We start from the raw sequence: 21,491 nt of genomic DNA on the forward strand, positions 1-21,491 counted from the left end.
TATAAGTGCGGTTATTATTTTACATCCCAGAAGATTTTAGTGTCTCTGGTATCTTTTGACTGTACATCTTTATAACTTGTGTTATAACCCTTCTCACTACCCGGATAAGTGAACCTCGTTGGAGGTAATACATAAATACCGTCGGTAGCCTGCCAAATCGTAATCTGTGGATATTTGGTCCTACGGTATTCAGCCCATGCCTGTCCACACTGGGTAAAGCCATATGCTAACCATTTCTGTGTCCAGATCTTACCCAGTTTTTCCTGGGAAGTACCTGTGTAAGCAATTGCAGCTTTGGCCATAAATGCATCTACATCAGCTGTAGATGGCTGTGTGAGAGACTCATACTGGGTAGTATTCGTAGCGTGCAGGTAGTAAGCCAGCGCGACAGCCTGACGAACAGCCAGGTTATAACTCGCAGCAGCAGTACCACCGGATAATCCCCAACGCTCAAAAGCTTCTGCTTTCAGGAAGTTGGTTTCAGCTGCACTCATCATGATACCTGGCAGGTGAGAGTTGAAACGGTAAGTGGTAGAGTCAATAGTAGAAAAGTAGTTGATACTGTCATTCTGTTCTGTTTCTGTCCATTGCTGAGACATCGCCCTGAATTGAGCATTCGGATAAAACACCTTGTTAACAGTATTGCCCCACTTATCAAACATCATCGGAATACGTGGATCATTCACCGGCAACATCACTGTATTCAACATATAGTCAGGCGCTGCATGTGCATGGATTTCAGTAAATGCATTGCTCAGGTTGTTGGTATAGTTTGTCAGCGGGAAAATCAGAACGTCAGTATTATATGGGCTATAGTTGTCACCTACACCATCCCCATCCACCAGCGGATACTGCAGTGGATTGGCCAATATTTCCTGGATCTCACTCTTTGCCCTGTCTTCATTTACAAAAGACTGGCGCATCAGATAACGTAAACGCAGGGAGTTGATATAACGACGCCATTTGCTCAGGCTACCATGATTCACAAAATCCTGGTTAGTGAAAGCAGATGTTGCTACGGTATTCAGGGTCGCAGCTGCAAACCAGTCTGCCATTTCCTTCAACTGCGTCAGTACGGTATCATACACTTCAACCTGTGAATCAAATTTAGGATTGGAGATGGTAGCAGATAAATCCAGGCTACCTGCTTCAGAGTATGGAATATCACCGAACATATCTACCATCTGTGCAGCCTGATCCAGTAACAATACTCTACCTGCCATCATAAACACTTCCATGTTTGGACGCTCATCGATAGGCAGTTCTCTGAATAAACGCTGCATCGTGCGATATTGCGCTATAGGGCCAGATCCTGACTGGTCATTATTCGCATTGGTACTCGTGTTGTTGGGTGTATAAAAGTCATTCCAGCGATCCTGGATATAACTATCATTCTGGGAATAAGCGTCCACTGCATTTACGAAAGCAGTACTCTGGCAATACTTACCCATTTGGTTTAACTGCAAAGTACGCAGATCCCAGTATTGGGGGCGAACACGGTTGTTATCCATCATTGAGGAAAATAATTTCTCAATAGTAGGATTAGTCGTTTTATCAGGATTTGTATAATATTCCTCCAGCTGCTTTTTACAACCAGACATCGTAATGGCCAGCGTAATAACACAACCTATATGTAACAAATATTTCTTCATGATCATTGTCTGTTTGTTTGGTCTTCAGAATAGTTAGAAACTTGCATTTAAACTAAAACCAATACTACGGGTCGCACCTGTAGAGCCTTCATCGATACCCTGGTTGATCCAGCTTTGACCAACAGTGGTTTCAGGGTCAAGGTTCTTCAATGTTCTGTAGAAGTAGAACAGGTTTCTACCAATCAATGACAAACGGATATTCTGCATATGCAGTTTCATCGCGGTTCCTCTTGACAGGTTGTAGCTCAGTACAGCCTCTCTGAATTTGATATAACTGTTTTTCATAACAGCAGGACCATTATAACCGCTGTTATCAGCAGTATAGACTCTGTAATAGTATTCAGCTGCCTGAACGATCTTAGTATTGTCAGTACCATCTTTCATCTTACCAGGCAGAATCACACCATCATGATATGTTTTACCATATGGAGCAACTGAATTGTGACCAGGTAGCTGGGTATAAACACCCTGCGCAGTTACATAATATGGTAAACCACCATGTGCTTCATCTCTGTATTTCAGCGTTGATTCCCACATACCCGCTGCAGTACCATATTTCTGTGGCATAGACATGATCTCACCACCAAAGCGATAGTCGATAGTCAGATCCAGGGTCAGGGATTTATAGCTGAAAGTATTGGACCAACCACCTACTACCTTAGGCAGGATGTTACCAGCTTTCACATATTTTGACTTGTCTACATAATACATACCCAGGTCGTTCACCAGTTTGTTACCCTTTTCATCTGTAGCCAGTGGATACATATAAAGGTTACCAATAGTCTGACCTTTTTCTGCAACTACTTTCAGGGAGTAGGAGTCACCATTTCTGCTGAATGTAATCTGGTCAACACCGTCTGCCAGGCTCACAACTTTAGAGTTGTTGAAGGCGAAGTTCATACGGGTATTCCAGTTAGTTTTTGGACGTTTCAGCGGATTAGCACTGAAAGCGATTTCCAAACCTTTACTGTTCAGTTCACCCACGTTTGTGATACGTGTCAGCGCACCATTGGATGCAGCAGTAGACAAGCGCATCAGCAGGTCTCTTACCTTACTGTTATATACAGAGATATCTACACCAATTCTATTCTGAAATATTTTGGTTTCAATACCAAACTCCATTTCTGTTTTCTTCTCAGACTTCAGGTTCGCATTACCATAAGCATTCTGTGCTGTCAGTACAGGTACAGAACCTGTAGTAGTGGAGAGTGGTTTCTGTGTATACAGGATGTTAGATTCATATGGTGGAGGCGCGTTACCTACCATACCATAAGATGCACGGATCTTACCATAGCTCAACCATTTTGGCAATTCAAACGCATCTGTGAAAATGAATGAAGAGTTCACAGAAGGATAGAAATAAGTGTTGCTGGCAGGAGGCAGTGTAGAAGAAGACTCCTGACGTGCAGTACCTTCCAGGAACAAATAGTTTTTATAGCTAAAGTTAGCAATACCCAGGAAAGCGTATTTCAGGAGTTTGCTACGTCCTTCAGATGTAGTCTGTGCTGCGTAAGAGTTACTCAGAGAGAACCAGTTAGCAGTTACCAGACCACCATTCGTTACAGACTGCTGGTCGGTGAAACTTTCCTGACGGCTCTGGAAACCACCGCTGATGCTATAACCGAATACCTTTGTCTGATCATTAGCATAGGTAGCTAACAGGTCAGTATACACGATAGCATAACGGTTTTTAGTTACCACATACTTACCAGTACTCTGGGTAGTATTGAACGCGATTGGATATTCGTTATATTCTTTCTCTTCAGTATTGATACTGGTGAAGTCATTACCTACTCTGGCACGCAGTTTCAGACCTTTTGCGAGATCAACGTTCAGGGTAACACTGGATAATAAACGGTCCTGGTTTTCAACTTCATTATTCTTTAGCTGATACCACAGGAAGTTCAGCAGTTCCGGACGGATGTTGAACACCAACGCTTCATCCGGATTGAGCTGGGTATTATCATAAGGCACCCATTTGTAACCTTTACTTGTTTTGTACTTATCGAATACCACCGCCATATCTTCTGCACGGCTAAAGAAACCATCGAATGAATCGAAGAGACGGTTCATCAGTCGGGCTCTGTTTGTTACAGTTGTATTCACATAACCACCCACCACATCTAAGCTCACTTTGCTATGCAGCTTGATAGTACTATTCAGGTTGAAGGTATTTTTACCTTGCTTGGTTCCAATCTGGATACCTTTATAATCACTACGTGTATAAGAGAAACGATAATTTGCTTTTTCGTTCATATTCGAAAGGGATACATTCAAACTTGAATTGTATCCCTTCTGAAACATTTGTTTATAGTTGTTTGGCTGGGGTGAAAATGGGTGCATAGAGCCATCCCACCAAGGCACCATCTGACCATCCATCTTAGGACCAAACTGGCCCCATGCTCTGAAGTAAGGTCGGAGAGTTCCATCATTACCATACTTTACCCAACCATCTTCAGTTGAACCATTCGAAACGTTCAATGCTCTATAGTAACCCGGGCCATAAGTGTTTTGATATTGAGGTTGGTTAGCGATGTTTTCCCGTGTAGTCGAGTAGTTTACATCTACACCAAGGCCTCTGCCTTTCTGACCTTTCTTGGTAGTGATTACCACCACACCACTTGATGCATCAGAACCATACAAGGCTGTCGCACTCGCGCCTTTCAATACAGTCAGGTTTTCGATATCAGCAGGGTTGATATCAAGAATACCATTACCACGGATACGTGGATCATCCCAATAACCACCGTTGTTACCACCTACACCACCGGATTCGTTATTGTTTCGGATCTGCACACCGTCTACCACATACAGTGGCTGGGTGCTATAGTTCAGTGAGTTTACACCACGGATCTGGATGTTAACGGCACTGGTAGCACCACCCGGAGCAGTAGTGATTTTCACACCTGCCGCCTTACCATATAAGGCGGAAGCAAAGTTGGTGTTACCAGCAGCGTTAATTTGCTCAGATGTAATGGTAGATACCGCGTAACCGAGGGCTTTTTCTTCCCTCTTGATACCCAGCGCCGTTACTACAAACTCGTTGATCATTTTGTCTGCAGGCTGCAATGTGATAGTCAGCGCAGTCTTTCCATTCACAGGAACTTCCTGTGTTTTGAAACCTACGTATGATACCACGAGAATTGCATCGTCAGGCACGCTTAACGTAAAACCACCATTTTCATCTGTAGCTACCCCATCCGAAGTTCCTTTGATTTTCACTGAAGCTCCGATCAGCGCTTCACCTGTTTGATCCAATACCTTACCAGTGATTTTCACAGTCGTGATCCTCTCACCTCTAGGCACTATCACAATCAGATTGTTCGCCAGCTCCTGATAGGTATAACCTGAATTATCCAGGATCATATCCATCACAGTGTTGATCTGAGCATCTTTCACATTAATATCCACTTTGCTTTTGTTAGGGATATTTCTGTTGCTGAACATAAAGCGGTAATCGCTCTGGTGTTCGATAATAGAAAGCACCTCCTTAAATTCTACAGAGCGGAGGTTCAGTGTAATCGTTTTTGAGGATAGAACATTTGCAACTACATGCAGATTCAGGAATAGGATGAACCCTAACGTTAGTTGTAAAATCAGCAATGGCCTTAAAAGCCCGTAAGGGATCTTGACGCCCCTGGGGCGTACATAAAAACTCATAACTTAGATGTTAAAGGTGATAAAAGTGTTAAAACGGCAGTACTCGTGCGAAAAGGCCTGCTATTTTATTGGAATAAGTCATCTTTCAGCGGGGAATATTTAAATGATCCCCGCATTTATTCAGTAGTAATCGCTTTCTTTTCCCATAGACAAAATTTTAGTTGTTTTACTTTGTTTCTGGTGAAATGAAAGTGCGATTCCATAGGTATTATACATCATAGGCATCGGCATAGGGTCCTCATCTCACCTTTCACTACTTATGAAAGGAATTTCTTGATTTACCTGGTTGTTCTTTAATATATTACGATTGTTGAATCTTCAATTTTATAATTGAAGTTCTCCGTCAGGTGCAATGCATTCAGTGCTTCTGCAATCGTCTCCCCTTCTAAAACACCTGTAAACCTTAACTGTCTGTAACCTACCCTGTTAAAGTGAATACTGATATTATACCAGCGCTCCATTCTCTTAGCCAGTGTTCCAAAATCTTCATCCTGAAATACCAGTTTGTTTTGTAACCAGCTGGTTTCCATTACTACCGATGAATCCTTTTTGTCATTCAGGTAAGTCATGGATGTTACGCTGGGTACACTCGGTACATTAGGTGTTAAATCTCTTATGCTGACAGCTTTCCTCTTTGTGGAGTCAAAGTTTGTCAGCACCAGCTTCTGAGAAGGCTTTAAAATTATTTTCTCAGATGGATTGTCAGTCACGGTAACCTCTATCGCCCCTTTAATCAGTGTAGCTTCAGAAGAAGCATCGTCCGGATAAGATTTTACGTTGAAAGCAGTACCCAATACCTTGATATCCATTTTGGAAGTATGGATGATAAAAGGTTTTTGTGGATCCGCATGAACATCAAAGAACGCCTCCCCTGTCAGGTATACTTCCCTGTTTTTACTTGCAAAGTCTTTACTGTATTCTAGTTTACTGTCCGCATTAAGTGTAACTCTCGTACCATCCTCCATGATAAAAGTGGATTTCTGCCCTTTGGCAGTCACCTTTTGCATCATGACATCACGCATATATATATAATATGTAGCCCCCGCAGAAATAAGAAGTGCCAGAGATGCTGCTGCCGCCATCCAGCGTACACGACCTGTTTTATGTACTGGCTTCATCTGCCGTTGCATGACTGGTGTACCTGCTTCATTTTCCAGCTCATTGATCTTCATCTGCACATTTTCAAAAAGCCTGCGCCCGTCTATATAGTCAGTGTGATTCTGCGCCCAATAGGTACGGAACATGTCATACTGCCTTGCTGAGACAGTATCCTCACGCATTATATTTTGTAGTTCCTGGCCTTCTTGAGGTGTGATGTCACCAACCAGGTCCTTTATAACCATTTCAAAAAAACGATCGCTCATTGTCCGTTGGAATAACCCTTTGTATATAGGACAATTTTTTAATGGTAATATGCGTACAAGCTTTAAAAAAAATTTTAACATATATCTCCAAGTCCTAATTACCCATAAATATGAATAAAACTAATATAGTACTAATAAGATTGTCTGTCGCCTGCCTGTTTGTCTTCTTCAAATAAGGATCCATCGCCTTACTCATCTTCTTCATAGCCCGGAGCATCTGTGTATGTACAGTACGATGAGAAATATTGAGAATCTCAGCTACCTCCTTGTATTTCATACCGTTTTCCTTGATGAGCCGAAATATAATTCCACATTGCCGTGGTAGTGTTCCTATTGCCTGATCCATTTTGAAAATCAACTCCTTCTTCTCCAGTTCCATCTCCGGCGAGGCCTCATTTATCAGAATTCCCCCACCATCATGGTCCTCAATGTTTACAACCTGTATACTGGAAAAGCGTTTATTGTAATTCAACGCCTGGTTTTTTACCGCAATAAAAAGATAGGTTTCCGGCTTCTCAACTACCTGCATCTGCACCCTATCCATCCAGCATTTTACAAAAACATCAGAAACTATTTCCTCAGCAACTTGCTGATAATGAACGTACAGTGTGCAGAATTTTATGAGGCGAGGGTTTAATTCGTGAAATAAAACCTCAAATGACCGGGCGTCGCTCCCTTTTGTGAAACGCTCCCATAGATCATTTATATTAACCTCTTTTTGCATTCTAACTTTTCATTATATTTCAGACAGCAATGTAGTAAAAGTATATGGCAAATAAAAATAATAAATCTTTCTGAATTAATTATTTATAATATATATTAATACCGATACATTAATATTTACAGGTATCAAATTGACATAAAAAAAAGAGAGGGAAGCAGCCCGACCCGGACTACTTCCCTCTCTCTGTATCAATGAGTTATACTCTTATTATTCCTGCTCCATCGTCATAATGTCACGATCGAACAAATAAAGACCAGATTTGTCGTCTCCAATCAGCTCCAGTTTATCATTACACTCACGTGCCAGTCTTTCCTCTTCAATCTGCTCATTTACATACCATTGCAGGAAATTGTGCGTAGCATAATCCTTCTCCTGTAATGAGATATCCACCAGCTCATTAATCCCCTCACTCACTTTCACTTCATGCGCAAACAGCTCTTCAAAAGCCTTTTTCAGGGAAGGAAACGTGAGAACCGGCTGAGCCAATGCAGGTACAATGGCAAAACCTCCGCGCTCATTTATATAATGGATCAGTTTCAGCATATGCATTCTCTCCTCGTCACTGTGCTTAAAGAAGAATTTTGTAACTCCTTTCAGACCTGGCTGAATGTCTGCCCAGCTACCCATAGCGAGGTAAGCCTGTGACGACTGCGCCTCCATTAATACCTGCTTATTCAGCGCTTCCTGCATTCTTTGTGACAACATAAATATTCGCTTTTAGGTGATAAACAATTGATTATCTAAGTAAAAAATCTTCTCTCATGGGATTAAACACATCTATCAATACCCCCTCTTCCAGGCAAACTACCCCGTGCACCGCCTCAGAAGGTACTGAAAAGACATCTCCTGTTTGTAATATTTTCTTGTGCCCGGCAATCTCTACCTCAAACCTTCCTTTTTCCACATAAGACATCTGTAAATGTGGATGCGCGTGTAATGTGCCAATGGCACCAGTCTCGAAAGCAACTTTCACGATCATTAGCTGTTCACTGTAGGCCATGACCTTCCGCTTTACGCCGGGATCGGTTGGTTGCCATGCAATATCAGCATCTAATTTATAGAAAACAGACAGGTCCGCCATTTGTTGTTAGTTGAGAAATGTTAATATTTCTAATTTAACGAAAATTCTCCAACCCCCACAAGGCTCTAACAAAAAGCCACTTCCGCCTTCGGCAAAAGTGGCTTTTAACTGACTTTATTTGATGACTATTTTATTCCCAGCTCTTTTTGAATCTGTTCCAATGACTTACCCTTTGTCTCAGGCATCATCTTCAGAATAAATACCAACTGCAACAACATCATTCCACTATAGAACACAAATGAATAAAACCCGCCATTCGCACTACCTTCTACGATAATAGGGAATGTCCAGGAGATAATCGCCGCCATGATCCAGTGTGTAAAACTACCCAGTGAACCGCCCTGTGAACGCACTGAATTGGGGAAGATCTCTGAAATAAATACCCAGATCACCGCTCCCTGGGAGAATGCAAAGAAGGCAATAAACCCAATCAGGTAGATCAACACATTACTGTTCGCTGCATGCGCATCCTTAAATGCATATGCCGTCAGGCCCAGGAACACGATCATGCCCACTGAACCAATTAACATCAGCGTCTTACGACCAAATTTGTCAATCACCGTCATCGCCAGTAAAGTGAACAGGAGATTCGCAGCACCAATATATACCGGCTGCAAATAAGCCTTGGTCTGATCAAATCCCGCCATCTCGAAAATACGCGGTGCATAATACAGGATCGCATTAATACCGGAAAGCTGATTGAACATCGCCAGTAACACCGCATACATCACAGGTTTCATATACCTGCCCTGGAACAGTTTTTCCTGGTGTGACTGCACAGATTCTTTAATAGACTGGATCGCACCGTTAACATCAGTTTCCTTCAAACGATTCAGAATAGGAACTGCTTCTGCCTCACGGTTATTCAGGATCAGCCAGCGGGGGCTTTCAGGAATAGTGCGAAGTAAAATCCAGAACAGTGCAGAAGGTATCACCATAATACCCAGCATGTAGCGCCATGCATGATCACCTAAACCCACAAACAGGAAATTGGTCAGGTAAGCGATAAAGATACCCGCCACAATGTTCAGCTGGAACATACCTGCCAGCCGGCCTCTGAGATTTGCCGGTGCTATTTCGGAAATATACATTGGCCCTACTACTGAGGAGGCACCTACTGCAAACCCGCTGGTAAAACGGAAGAATACAAATAAGATCCAGGCAGATACAGAAGCACAGCCAATAGATGAAATCACGAAAATAACGGCAATGGTTAAAAGAATTTTTTTACGGCCGAGAATGCGGGCTGGTCTACCCACTATCAGCGAACCCAGGACTGTGCCGATCAGGCTGGCGGCCACCGTGAAGCCATGCCAGAATGAATCAAGTGCCCATAATTGTTGGATGGTTTTTTCCGCGCCTGAAATAACGGCTGTTTCAAAGCCGAATAGAAAGCCGCCCAGGGCAGCGATCAGGGCGATACGTACAGGATAAGAAAGCATATTGACTGAGTAACGTGGTTAAAAAAATAAATGTAATATGCTTTTTTGATTTTTTCTTTATAAAAAACTGATCCTCAAACCAAGGGGCCTGAGGATCAGTTTAAAATGGCCTGCGGCCAACTTTATTTTGACAAAATTTCAAATTCTTCATCTGTCAGTTTCACATCCGCTGCTTTCAGATTTTCTTCCAGATGCGCCACTGACTTGGTTCCCGGAATCAGGAGGATATTATCTGCCCGCTTCAGCAACCATGCCAGCGCAATCTGCGCAGTCGTAGCCTGATGCTTGTCAGCAATCTCCTTGATCTTATTCGCCAATTTACCCGGACCAGATGCCAGCGGGTACCAGGGAATAAATGCCAGGTGCTGCTCAGTGGTATAATCCAACACCGATTCCCATTTCCTTTCACCCAGGTTATACAGGTTTTGCACGGATACAATAGGTAATAGCTGCTGCACCTGCTTAATCTGGTCTACCGTCACTTCTGATAAACCTACATACCGGATTTTACCTGCTTTCACCGCTTCAATTACTGGCTGCAACGTCTCTTCCACAGGCGTATTCGGATCTATACGGTGTAACTGCCACAAGTCGATAGTATCTACCTTCAGTCGTTTCAGACTACCCTCAATATTTTCCCTGATAAAATCAGGTTTACCATTGGGCACCCATTTATCCGGTCCCGGACGTACGAAACCTCCTTTCGTAGCAATGACTACTCCTTGTTTATAAGGATGCAAGGCCTCCGCAATCAGCGTTTCATTCGTATCCGGACCATATGCTTCCGCTGTATCAATGAAGTTTACCCCACCAGCTACAGCTGCCTGCAATACTTTCTTTGCATTCTCACGGTCATCCACATCTCCAAATACACCTTTACCAGTTAATTGCATTGCTCCATAACCAAGACGGTTTATTTCTAATGTTCCTCCGAGCTTAAACGTTGTTGCCATTATTTGTGCTTTTTAATTGGGTTAATTATTCGCCATTTTCTCCTGTACTTCCGTATACCTGGCGCCGGTATCCGGATACTTTTTCAATAATGCCTCCAGCGCAGAAAGGTCTGTTGCTGTGAGTTCCAGGTCCACTGCCCCTGCATTTTCTTCCAGGTATTTCCGCTTCTTGGTACCTGGAATCGGAATGATGTTTTCACCCTGTGCCAATACCCATGCCAGTGCCAGCTGTGCAGGACTTGCATTTTTACCGGCAGCTAATTCAGCAAACCCTGCTGCCAGTTTTGCATTGTTCTCCGCAAATTCCTGTTGATAACGGGGAATACCTTTGCGGAAATCACCTTCAGGCAATGCGCTTACATCCAGGGTATTGGTTACTAAACCCCTGGCCAGTGGACTGAATGGCACAAAAGTGATGCCCAGCTCCCGGCAAAGCGGCAGTATCTCGTTCTCCACATTACGTGTGAGCAATGAATACTCACTCTGCAAGGCGGTGATAGGATGTACTGCATGGGCTTTACGAATGGAAGCCGGTGATGCCTCTGAAAGGCCGATATACTTCACCTTCCCTTCTTTCACAAGTTCTGCCATTGCCCCTACCGTGTCCTCAATAGGAACATTGGGATCCACTCTATGTGCATAATAAAGGTCAATATGATCTACCTGCAGGCGTTGCAGGCTCTTCTCTACAGCAGTTTTCATATATGCCGGCGAACCATCGAAACCCTGTTTGCCATGACCCAGCGATTTGAAACCAAACTTGGTAGCAATAAAGATCTTGTCACGATTGGGTACCAATACCTGGGAAATGAGTCGCTCATTCTCCCCATCTCCGTATACATCCGCAGTATCCCAAAAGTTAATACCCAGTTCAAGTGCGCGATGTAATGTTGCGATAGATTCTTTGTCATCGGGAACACCATATGATTGGCTCATTCCCATGCAGCCCAGTCCGATTGCAGATAACGATTCTCCTGTAGTGCCTAATTTCCTGTATTTCATTGTCATTAAATTTGGAGTTATACAAAATAAAAGCAAAATAGGATGCACTCTTTTTGAATGCATCCTATTTTTAAAGATAGTTTGAAACAGCTATTTATTGTTGCAATAGTTTGAACTCAGCTGCTGTCACCTGGAAGATAGTACCATGACGCAATCCTTTCGGCAAACTCACTTCAGCTGATATATCCTTCCATTCTTTCAGATCAGTAGAACTGATAGCACCATATTTATGCTCCGTATACTTATCAAAATAGATCAGCCAGGTATTGCCGAGCTTCAGCGTAGTAGGACCTTCTGCCCAGTATTTACCGGTGATAGACGGACCTGCTTTTGTATAAGGACCCGTTAATTTATTGCTGAATGCCAGTCGCAGATTCTTCGCAGCTGGTTCAATGGTTTCATCCTTCATCACCATCATATAACGCTTGCCTTCTTTTACAATCGTAGCATCAATCACATTGAAACCCGGTTCGTATAAAAGTCTGGTAGCTGACCAGGTTTTAAAATCCTTCGTAGTTACATAATACAACCGGTGATTATACCCGCTTTCTTTGGTAGCCGCCGTTTCTGTGAACTTACCTGAAATAGTCGTAGACCAATAGATCATATAAGTCTTCGAAACTGCATCATAAGTGATCTCCGGTGCCCAGCAATTACGGGCACTATCCTCCTTTGCCATTACGGGAATGAATTGCTGTGCAGACCAGTGGATCAGGTCTTTTGATGACGCATAACCAATGCCTTTATCATTCCAGCTCACCGTCCACACCATGTGAAATAATCCATCTCCTCCCCTGATGATGCAGGGATCACGCATCAGTTTATCTTTACTCACAGTAGGTGTTAAGAACGAAGAATCCCCCTTTAAAGCAGACCATTTATAACCATCTTTGCTGTAAGCAAGATGTAACCCATCTTCACCATTTCCCTTGAAATACGCGAACAGGTGAACGTTTTGAGACATGCCGGCGAAAGCCAGGAGCATGCAAAGGCATGATAATAATGTACGTTTGACCATAATAAAAAAATAAGCAATTAATTTGTGAGTAGGTACTCTTTGCCCTTTTGTGTTGGCAAATCATATAATTGAGTAGGAACAATCTGCATAGGAGAAACTTTAGAAGCATCTTTTACAATCGGCTTTGCAATTTCCACCACCTCGTAAAAAGGATTGGCATTCTCCCCCTTCGCTGTTACCAAACCCTTTCCCTTCAAGACATTTGGCACACGAATCCGGCAATTACCACCTAAAGTAGAAAGTATCTTCAGTTTCACAACTTTCCCCTCCTTCCATTCCAGTGCTGTAATCGTAAATCCTCCTCTTGCTCTCAGTCCGTTTACATGGCCCTGCTTCCACTCCGCAGGCAATGCAGGCAATAACTGGATGGCTCCATCATGGCTCTGCATCAGCATTTCCGTGATACCAGATGTGCAACCAAAATTGCCATCGATCTGAAAAGGAGCATGTGCATCAAAGAGATTCGTATAGGTGCCGCCACCATGCTCTCCTACAGGTGATAACTGGTTATTGATCAGTTTAAGGGCATGTTCACCGTTCTGTAACCTTGCCCACCAGTTGACCTTCCAGCCCATGCTCCAGCCGGTAGATACATCTCCCCTCTCCAGCAAAGTGGTATTTGCTGCACTATATAATTCAGGATGCCTGTAAGGAGAGATTTGCGTAGACGGGAATAAACCATATAAATGAGAGATATGCCTGTGATGATCCTCCGGATTATCCAGGTCTTCCATCCATTCCTGCAACTGGCCATATTGCCCCACCTGCATTGGTGGCAGCTTACTTCTTACCAGTTTTAAAGTGTCAGTAAAAGCAGCATCGAGTTTTAGAATATTAGCAGCGCGGATAGCAGCACTCAGGGCATCGAATACAATCTGGTTATCCATAGTAGTACCTGCATCAAAAGATACGCCTGGCCTGATCTTCGGCGCATTTTCAGGAGATGTGCCGGGATTGATCACCAGCCAGTGATGCAGGGGATCCTCCACCAGGTCATCTACAAAAAACATTGCCGCACCCTTCATTGCAGGATATACATCACGCAGGTACGCAGTATCACCATTGTATAAATAACGATCCCACAAATGCTGGCTCAGCCAGGCACCGCCCATGCTCCATACTCCCCAGAATATTCTGTCTACAGGCCCTGCAATCCGCCACAGGTCGGTATTGTGATGAGCTACCCATCCCCGTGCACCATACATGGTCCGCGCAGTACGTTGGCCAGTCACAGATAGTTCCTTCACCATCTGAATCAATGGCATATGCATCTCCGGCAGATTATCCTTTTCTGCCGGCCAGTAATTCATTTCAGTATTAATATTGATCGTGTACTTGCTGTCCCATGGCGGTCTCATTTCCGCATTCCAGATGCCCTGCAGGTTGGCTGCTTGTCCACCAGGTTGTGAACAGGAAATGAGCAGATAACGCCCAAACTGAAAATACAATGCTACGAACTGCGGATCATAAGTATGTGCGAAGTTTTTCAACCGTACATCAGTCGGTTCTTTTGCTGCCGGCGATGTGCCCAGATCAATAGATACCCGCTTAAAATAATGCTGATAAGCTGCTACATGCTCCTGTAATAATGCAGGAAACCCTTTGGTACCGGCTTGTTTTAAATAAGCGCGGGCTTTTGCTACCGCATCTCCGCTTATATCCTGGTAGTTGATATAATTGGTAGCAATAGAAATATAAATCAATGCAGTAGTGGCCCCACTCACCGTGATCGCCGTATCATTGTGTGTGAGTTTTCCATTGGTTACGATCTTCGAGATCCCATGGAATACCACCTTTCCATCCACACCCTCATGACTGTTGGTTATACCATGAACAGACAAAGTATCAGCCCCTGCTTTCACAGGTGCATTTGATTGCAGTGTGGATAAGTAAGCACTGAATGACAGACTGCCTGCCTTACTGCTGCTCAGCTGAACAATAATGGCCTGCGCAGGCACACTGGCAAAGACTTCGCGGGTATACGTCACACCATTTACGGTATAACGTGTAGTAGCCACAGCACGGTTCAGATCCAGTTCCCGGTAATAATCAGAAAACTGATCATGACCAGGAAACGATAAATTCAGGTTCCCTACCGGCTGAAACATTTGCCCGCTGCTGGTTTTGCATTGCATTTTTTCGGCAGCCAGCTCCTGTGCTTCCTTTTGTTTACCAGCAAAAATCAGTCGCCTGATCTCCGGCAATGCAGCCAAAGCATCCCTGTTGTCATTATTGTTCGGACTACCCGTCCACACAGTGGATTCATTGAGCTGAATGATTTCATGAGCAGGATTGCCATAGACCATTCCACCCAGACGACCATTGCCGACAGGTAATGCAGCTGTCCATACATCTCCGGCTGGTTGACGGTACCAGAGTTTAAGACCAGATTGCTGGGCAAAGCCTTGTAAGGCGAACAGACTGCTGAATAGCAGAAATAGTTTTTTCATAACGCATGGATATGCGTATAAAAATAACCCATATTGTCAAATTGACAATATAAAATGGATGAACGTCTAAATGTCTAAGATCTGCCTTCATTTTTCGCACGAAATAAAGACAGGAATTGTTCTATTTAGGCAATTCATCAACTAATACTACATCCCATGGTGCCAGGTTCTTTTCTATATACAACACACCGGTTGCACTGGATAAAACCTGTTCTCCATTCACACTCATACCCACCTGCTTCATGATTTCTACCTGGTCTCTGGTTAATGGGTCAGGACTTCCGGCCTTGGTCCATTGAACGATGGCATTGCCATCTTCCTTCGTCAGGCAATCCACATTAAAGCGGGCATCAGGATGTATATTTTGAATTTTGAATGAATATAATTTTGTATCTCCCTGAGATCTCAGGGAATTAACACCTGCCTGGTCTCTGCCAGACACCCCACTTGTCACAGTAGCCGGGATATTATAAAGTACCGCAGTGATCTTCTTTGAATCTTTATGACGAGTCACAACGATGCCATCCTTATTATATAATAACTCTTCTCCCAATGCATTTAACATACGATATGCATGGAAGGCTGGTTTTGCAATACCACTGGCATTCATCAGACCCTGGCCACCATGAAAGGTATCTTTGAGTTCTTCAGGTCCATCAATAAAAGAACCATAGAACATACCGGTAACTAACCCGATGGAATCCACATTCTCCTTCACAATGAAAGCAGCAGCTGGCAGGTCATCACGTACCGCATCAGAAGCCACAGGACTTGTACTCCATTTGGTCACGAATATTTCTGCCTGTGGAAAATTCCTGCTCACTGTATTCCGCAAAGCTGCCAGGTCTTTGGCAGTCGCCCCCAGTTCCCTGGGCTTACCGGCACTGTCAGCCGGATAAGGATGCGTTGTAACAAAGTCAACAGCCAGCTGTTCCTGTTTACAATAACCCAGGAACTCATCCAGCCATGCCCCTTGTGTATCGCCAGAAAGCCCGCTGGTAGCAGGTCCGCCAACTTTACACTTAGGTGTAACCGCCTTCATAGCAGTAACAGTTGTTTTGTATAAAGTAAAATATTGTGATTTGGTACCCTCCCAGAACGTACGCAGATCGGGTTCATTCCATGCCTCGAAATACCATTTGCTCACTTCATCCTCACCATACTTACCCACAATATGTTTGGTAAATTCGGTTACCAGGTCATTCCATTTTGTGAAGTCTGTAGGGGGCACCACCCTCGCCTTCCAGCTAAACACAGTAGCGTCGCTGCCGGCAATATCTTTTGGAAAGAAACTAAAAGCAATGAAAGGTTTCACGCCTGCTTTGAGCGTTTTGTCAAGCAGATCGTCGACAAGTGTCCAGTTATAGCTTCCGCCATTATACACATTCATGTCATCATGAAAAATGCCTGTGAAACGGGCATACTTAAAGCCACAGATTTTAGCAGCAATGGTTAGTTGGTCTCCCCATACAGGTCTCGAAGCATCATTGGCCCTTCCGGCACCAATACCTTTGTTCCAGTGTGGATCAAAGAATTTTCCAGGATTTTTCGCATCAATAATAAACGGAGGCTGTTCTTCCCATAAAGTCATGCTTTTCACTGTTCCTGGCAATATTGCACTGCCTGCCACAGTGATCATTGCCTGCTTTAAAAAATTTCTTCTTTCCATACGATTAGGGTTCTTTAGTACTTGGTTCCCCTGGTTTATGGCCTTAGTTTTTCATAGGGTGCCTGTTGGCGGCCGGGGTTCCAGAATCAGTATTACTAATGTATAACTATACAAAAGACAATATGATATTAAATATACAGCTTTTTATTTACCATACAAGGGAAGACACAAAATATTGGTTACTACTGTAATATGATAAATTATATTATTAAGTTATGATAATTTTTGGCACGGAATGGTTAATATAATATTACTCAAAAACAGGTCGTGGAATATTTTGAAGTGAATTGAGCAGCAGGAGATTAAAGTGATTTTGGGAAATAGATCATTGTCACTGACAAATAGGGCTGGTGATACCTCAATGATAGAGCTGAGCCCGGAATGATCCGTACATAAGCCGCCTATATCCCGCCTCTTTTAAGATGCGGGTTATAGGCGGCTTATAGGCGGGATATCTGCGGGTTATCTGCGGGTTATCTCCCTTTCCGGACAGAGGAATCACTATGCTGTCCGGCAAAAGGCACCCTTTTTTCAGAATTGTCACCTTCCGCAAAAAATATGGCATATTGCCAGCCAGCCTTAAAAACTAACAGCATGGTGTAATTTTTGCCGCCTGTATTCGCATGAAAATTTTCTGGCAATACATGCGCCCTCATCGCTGGATGATCCTGCTTTCCCTGGTGCTCGCAGGCATCGCCCAGGTGGCTACCATATATGACCCTATTATCTTTGGTAAAATCATTGACAATTATGCATTACACCCCGGCGACAGAACAGAAATAGTTTTAATTAAAGGTGTATTATTCTGGTTAGGCATCGCAGTTGCCGTCGCAATGGTCGCAAGACTGGCCCGCTCCTTCCAGGACTTTGTCATGCGCCTGATCGTACAGCGCTTCGGTATGCAGATCTTCAATGATGGTTTGAAACAAACCCTCCGCCTCTCCTTCCAGGAATTCGAAGAACAAAGAAGTGGGGAAACCGTCGTGCTCCTGCAAAAAGTAAGAAACGATACAGAACGCTTTTTCAACGCATTTATCAACGTCCTCTTTTCATCACTCGTAGGTATTAGTGTACTCACCTGGTATGCATTTCATAAGAACTGGATGCTGGTACCCGTGTTTTTCGTAGGGGTGGCTCTGTTAGGTACAATGACCAGTGCACTCAGCAGAAAAATGAAAAGAATTCAGCGTAGCATCAATAAAGAAACGCTACAACTATCCGGCTCTATCACAGAGTCATTACGCAATATAGAGCTCGTAAAAAGCCTGGGATTGACCTTTCCTGAGATCAGGAGATTACGCATCTTCACCCGGAATATCTTCGACCTGGAAATGAAAAAGGTGAAACGGGTAAGAACACTTTCTTTCTTACAGGGTACCACCCTGAACCTGCTGCGGCAATCAATCCTCTTTATACTCCTCTGGCTGATATTTCATAAAGTGCTCAGCACCGGCGAACTTATAGCCATGCAGTTCATCTCTGCTACCATCTTTGGCCCCTTACAGGAATTAGGGAATATCATTCTCTTTTACAGGGAGGCAGAAGGCTCACTCCTGCTATTTGATCAGCTGATGCAGAAACCTGTGGAAGAAAAACCCGACATGCCCGTATTACTGGGAGAACTGGAAAAGATCCGCTTTGATCACATTGTATTCCGCCACCAGACAGCAGAACAAAATGCCCTGGACGATATTAGTTTTGAGGCTCAACTGGGGGAAACCATCGCCTTTGTGGGTCCATCAGGCTCTGGAAAATCAACTTTGGTAAAACTATTACTGGGATTGTATCAACCCGTTTCGGGGCACATCTATTTCAACGATGTGGCATCAGACGAAATTCATTACAATCAGTTACGCAGGCAGATCGGATTTGTATCACAGGAGACACAATTGTTTGCAGGAACCTTCAGGGATAATTTATTGTTTGTAAAACCAGATGCAACGGAAGAAGAAATGATCGAAGCCCTGCGCAAAGCCGCGGCAACTCCACTACTTACAAGATCTACACATGGCCTGAATACATTACTGGGAGAAGGAGGAATCAAACTCTCAGGAGGTGAAAAACAACGCGTCTCAATTGCCAGGGCATTGATCCGGCACCCGAGATTATTGATCTTCGACGAAGCCACCTCCGCACTCGACTCGCTGACAGAAGAGGCTATTACAGAAACAGTCAGGTCTATATCGGCCAGCAGAGAGCAATTAAATATTCTCATCGCCCACAGGTTATCCACAATTATGCATGCGGATATTATCTATGTGCTGGAAAAAGGGAAGATCGTAGAGACAGGAACCCATGAACAATTATTGACAATCAAAGGATTATACTATGCCATGTGGCGACAGCAAATTGGAGAGAGAAGAATGATCAGTTGAGTGAAATACTCGTGAATACTCATTATTTTTGTCATATGGCCCAAAAAAGTAAATACCATATCCTGTTGATTGCATTACTGTGCCTGCAAATGCCAGTTTATGCACAGACAATTCTCATTGATTCACTACAAAACTTATTGTCACGCAAGGACCTGGCCCTGGAAGACCGGGTAACAGGAACCTCCATGATGGCGCGTATCACCGGAAACAAAGATATGAAGTCGGCCATCGTACTCAATCAACAGGCTCTCGCCTTGGCCGCTGGCCTGAAAGACCTGAAGTACAAGGCAAATGTATATAGCAATCTTACACAGCAATATGCCCTCAATGACAGCTTTTCACTGGCAACAAAAGCTATGGACAGTGCCCTCTGCCTTGCCCGTAAATCAGGCGATAAGCAGGCACTCGGATTAGCGTATTACCGTAAAGGTTGGCTCTATATTATCCAACAACGGGAAGATAGTGCCGTTCATTATTTCTTCGAAGCCCTGCGGGTATTAGACGGACAAAAGACACTGACCTGCGAGCCGGTTATCTACTACTTCACAGCGGCTACCTATGGTGACTGGAATGATTTGGATGGACAAGCTAAATATGCACGCTTAGCACTATCCACAAGTATACAAACACAAAAACCTGATGACCTGGTGAATGGCTTTCAGGCATTGGCTACCTACCTGGAATACCGGTACAGAGAAAATAAAGATGCTGCACATAAATACCTGCTTGACTCTGCCCTGTATTGTAACAGGATGGCATTGCAGATTATCAGGTCACAAAATGGAAGATTAGTCACCCGTAGTGCTCCCGCCATCCTCTCACTGAATACCGCCAATATGTTTGCAGAATTCTGGCCGGAGCAAAAGGATAGCTTGCTGCATTATTTATACCTGGCCACCGATTATGCAAAAGCCACAGACCAACAGGAGATCCTAGCCAACTGCTATGGTATGCTAAGCGATATGAAAGTAGCAGAAGGAAATCTCGCAGAAGCAGAAAACTTATTACTGACTGCCTTTTATACAATAGAAAGTTATCCTGCCGGCGGAGCCCTGGTAAAATCACATATCATGCAGGCCCTGGCCAGCGTTGCCGAAAAACAGGGCAATACAGCGAAAGCACTGAAGTATTACAAACAATATATTGACTATTACCAACAGGCTTTTGACAAGGAAAGACTGGCTACAGCCAAACGATTGGGCGCCCAATATGAAGCAGAAAAAAAAGACAGGGAATTACAATTACTACAACAAAAAGCAGCCTTTAATAAACAATTAAATTTCTTCTACATTTCACTTGCCATCGCTGCAGTACTATTACTAATTTTCTTCTTCAGATCTTACCACTTCAGACTACGATCCAGCCTGCAAAACCAACAATTGCTGGAACTGGAAAAACATGATGCACAGTTACAATTAAAACTGGAAGCAGAAGAGAGAGCCAGACTGGAAGCAGAACAATTACTCATGCAGGAACGCCAGGATCGCCTGCAAAAAGAACTGCTCGCAGGCGCATTACAGGTAGAAGAGAAGAACGAATTATTGCAGTCATTACAGAAAAAGATCACCACCATTTCCGGCGGAGATCCTTTATTACGACAAATGGATCGCATCATTACAGACAGCCGGAAAATGGATGAAGAATTTGAAGCTGCAAAAGCTGACTTCAAAGAAATTGATCCCGAGTTTTTCAATCGCTTACAACAAAAAGCAAAAGAGAATCTTACAAGATTAGATTTAAAATATTGTTCCTACATAAGAATGGGGCTGACCAATAAAGAAATTGCCTCCCGCCTGGCCGTAGAAGCAAAAAGCATCAGAATGGCGCGGTATCGCCTGAAACAAAAACTAAACCTGCAAAAGGATGAAAGTCTCGACTTATTCCTCTCAACTTTAGTTTAGCATCCAAGGCAGTCAACATCCTACGCGGTCAACATCATTAAAGTCCGGCCACAGGCCACCCCCAAGAAATCGCTTTTGCCCAAGGTAAAAGCGATTTTTCGTTGCCCATCAATACCCATATAAAAAACAGCCGATCGCCTCTATTCTCCAAACCGCCCCGCCCGCCAATGATTAATAAAATGTTAATGCTGAATAGTTTA

At 43.6% G+C, this 21,491-nt stretch carries 14 protein-coding genes; 2 read left to right on the forward strand and 12 right to left on the reverse strand.

Going from position 1 to position 21,491, the window contains the following annotated elements; genetic code table 11:
- Positions 1-14 precede the first annotated feature (14 nt).
- From U0033_RS15940 to U0033_RS15995, 12 genes are all read right to left on the reverse strand, one after another.
- Positions 15-1,652, reverse strand: coding sequence for a SusD/RagB family nutrient-binding outer membrane lipoprotein (locus tag U0033_RS15940; RefSeq protein WP_072359666.1), 1,638 nt, complete (start codon positions 1,650-1,652; stop codon positions 15-17).
- A gap of 33 nt (positions 1,653-1,685) precedes the next feature.
- Positions 1,686-5,312, reverse strand: coding sequence for a SusC/RagA family TonB-linked outer membrane protein (locus tag U0033_RS15945; RefSeq protein ID WP_083571464.1), 3,627 nt, complete (start codon positions 5,310-5,312; stop codon positions 1,686-1,688).
- Between the two features lie 293 nt (positions 5,313-5,605).
- Complete coding sequence (locus U0033_RS15950) at positions 5,606-6,676, reverse strand: FecR family protein (RefSeq protein ID WP_072359395.1); 1,071 nt, start codon at positions 6,674-6,676, stop codon at positions 5,606-5,608.
- A 94-nt stretch (positions 6,677-6,770) separates the two neighbouring features.
- Positions 6,771-7,400 (reverse strand): RNA polymerase sigma-70 factor, encoded by a 630-nt coding sequence (locus U0033_RS15955; RefSeq protein ID WP_072359397.1) that lies wholly within the window; start codon positions 7,398-7,400, stop codon positions 6,771-6,773.
- 207 nt (positions 7,401-7,607) lie between these two features.
- Entirely contained in the window at positions 7,608-8,105 is a 498-nt protein-coding gene (locus tag U0033_RS15960) for a ferritin (RefSeq protein WP_072359400.1), read from the reverse strand.
- A 31-nt stretch (positions 8,106-8,136) separates the two neighbouring features.
- A complete protein-coding gene (locus U0033_RS15965) occupies positions 8,137-8,481 on the reverse strand; it encodes a cupin domain-containing protein (protein WP_072359402.1) in 345 nt (114 codons plus the stop codon).
- A gap of 125 nt (positions 8,482-8,606) precedes the next feature.
- On the reverse strand, positions 8,607-9,923 hold the full coding sequence (locus U0033_RS15970) for a sugar porter family MFS transporter (protein WP_072359404.1): 1,317 nt from the start codon (positions 9,921-9,923) through the stop codon (positions 8,607-8,609).
- 122 nt (positions 9,924-10,045) lie between these two features.
- Positions 10,046-10,876: an aldo/keto reductase gene (locus U0033_RS15975; protein ID WP_072359406.1), complete on the reverse strand. Its 831-nt coding sequence runs from the start codon at positions 10,874-10,876 to the stop codon at positions 10,046-10,048.
- 21 nt (positions 10,877-10,897) lie between these two features.
- Positions 10,898-11,878 (reverse strand): aldo/keto reductase, encoded by a 981-nt coding sequence (locus U0033_RS15980; protein ID WP_072359408.1) that lies wholly within the window; start codon positions 11,876-11,878, stop codon positions 10,898-10,900.
- A gap of 94 nt (positions 11,879-11,972) precedes the next feature.
- Entirely contained in the window at positions 11,973-12,896 is a 924-nt protein-coding gene (locus tag U0033_RS15985; RefSeq protein ID WP_072359410.1) for a glycoside hydrolase family 43 protein, read from the reverse strand.
- 17 nt (positions 12,897-12,913) lie between these two features.
- Complete coding sequence (locus tag U0033_RS15990; protein ID WP_072359412.1) at positions 12,914-15,346, reverse strand: glycoside hydrolase family 95 protein; 2,433 nt, start codon at positions 15,344-15,346, stop codon at positions 12,914-12,916.
- A 121-nt stretch (positions 15,347-15,467) separates the two neighbouring features.
- On the reverse strand, positions 15,468-17,015 hold the full coding sequence (locus U0033_RS15995) for a GH39 family glycosyl hydrolase (RefSeq protein WP_083571466.1): 1,548 nt from the start codon (positions 17,013-17,015) through the stop codon (positions 15,468-15,470).
- A gap of 644 nt (positions 17,016-17,659) precedes the next feature.
- On the opposite strand from U0033_RS15995, the gene U0033_RS16000 reads away from it, so the two are divergent.
- Both U0033_RS16000 and U0033_RS16005 read left to right on the forward strand, forming a co-directional pair.
- Entirely contained in the window at positions 17,660-19,390 is a 1,731-nt protein-coding gene (locus tag U0033_RS16000) for an ABC transporter ATP-binding protein (protein WP_245801750.1), read from the forward strand.
- Positions 19,351-21,291 (forward strand): transcriptional regulator, encoded by a 1,941-nt coding sequence (locus U0033_RS16005; protein WP_143150672.1) that lies wholly within the window; start codon positions 19,351-19,353, stop codon positions 21,289-21,291. Before U0033_RS16000 ends, U0033_RS16005 begins: the two co-directional genes overlap by 40 nt.
- Positions 21,292-21,491 lie beyond the last annotated feature (200 nt).

Source organism: Chitinophaga sancti, assembly GCF_034424315.1.
Classification (GTDB): Bacteria; Bacteroidota; Bacteroidia; order Chitinophagales; family Chitinophagaceae; genus Chitinophaga; species Chitinophaga sancti.

Bases quoted from the DNA above. Each gene is read 5' to 3' on its own strand.
- U0033_RS15955 (WP_072359397.1), bottom strand. From the start codon at position 7,400: ATGCAAAAAGAGGTTAATATAAATGATCTATGGGAGCGTTTCACAAAA.
- U0033_RS15960 (WP_072359400.1), bottom strand. From the start codon at position 8,105: ATGTTGTCACAAAGAATGCAGGAAGCGCTGAATAAGCAGGTATTAATG.
- U0033_RS15965 (WP_072359402.1), bottom strand. From the start codon at position 8,481: ATGGCGGACCTGTCTGTTTTCTATAAATTAGATGCTGATATTGCATGG.
- U0033_RS15980 (WP_072359408.1), bottom strand. From the start codon at position 11,878: ATGAAATACAGGAAATTAGGCACTACAGGAGAATCGTTATCTGCAATC.
- U0033_RS15940 (WP_072359666.1), bottom strand. From the start codon at position 1,652: ATGAAGAAATATTTGTTACATATAGGTTGTGTTATTACGCTGGCCATT.
- U0033_RS15990 (WP_072359412.1), bottom strand. From the start codon at position 15,346: ATGAAAAAACTATTTCTGCTATTCAGCAGTCTGTTCGCCTTACAAGGC.
- U0033_RS15995 (WP_083571466.1), bottom strand. From the start codon at position 17,015: ATGGAAAGAAGAAATTTTTTAAAGCAGGCAATGATCACTGTGGCAGGC.
- U0033_RS15945 (WP_083571464.1), bottom strand. From the start codon at position 5,312: ATGAGTTTTTATGTACGCCCCAGGGGCGTCAAGATCCCTTACGGGCTT.
- U0033_RS15975 (WP_072359406.1), bottom strand. From the start codon at position 10,876: ATGGCAACAACGTTTAAGCTCGGAGGAACATTAGAAATAAACCGTCTT.
- U0033_RS15970 (WP_072359404.1), bottom strand. From the start codon at position 9,923: ATGCTTTCTTATCCTGTACGTATCGCCCTGATCGCTGCCCTGGGCGGC.
- U0033_RS15950 (WP_072359395.1), bottom strand. From the start codon at position 6,676: ATGAGCGATCGTTTTTTTGAAATGGTTATAAAGGACCTGGTTGGTGAC.
- U0033_RS16000 (WP_245801750.1), top strand. From the start codon at position 17,660: ATGCGCCCTCATCGCTGGATGATCCTGCTTTCCCTGGTGCTCGCAGGC.
- U0033_RS15985 (WP_072359410.1), bottom strand. From the start codon at position 12,896: ATGGTCAAACGTACATTATTATCATGCCTTTGCATGCTCCTGGCTTTC.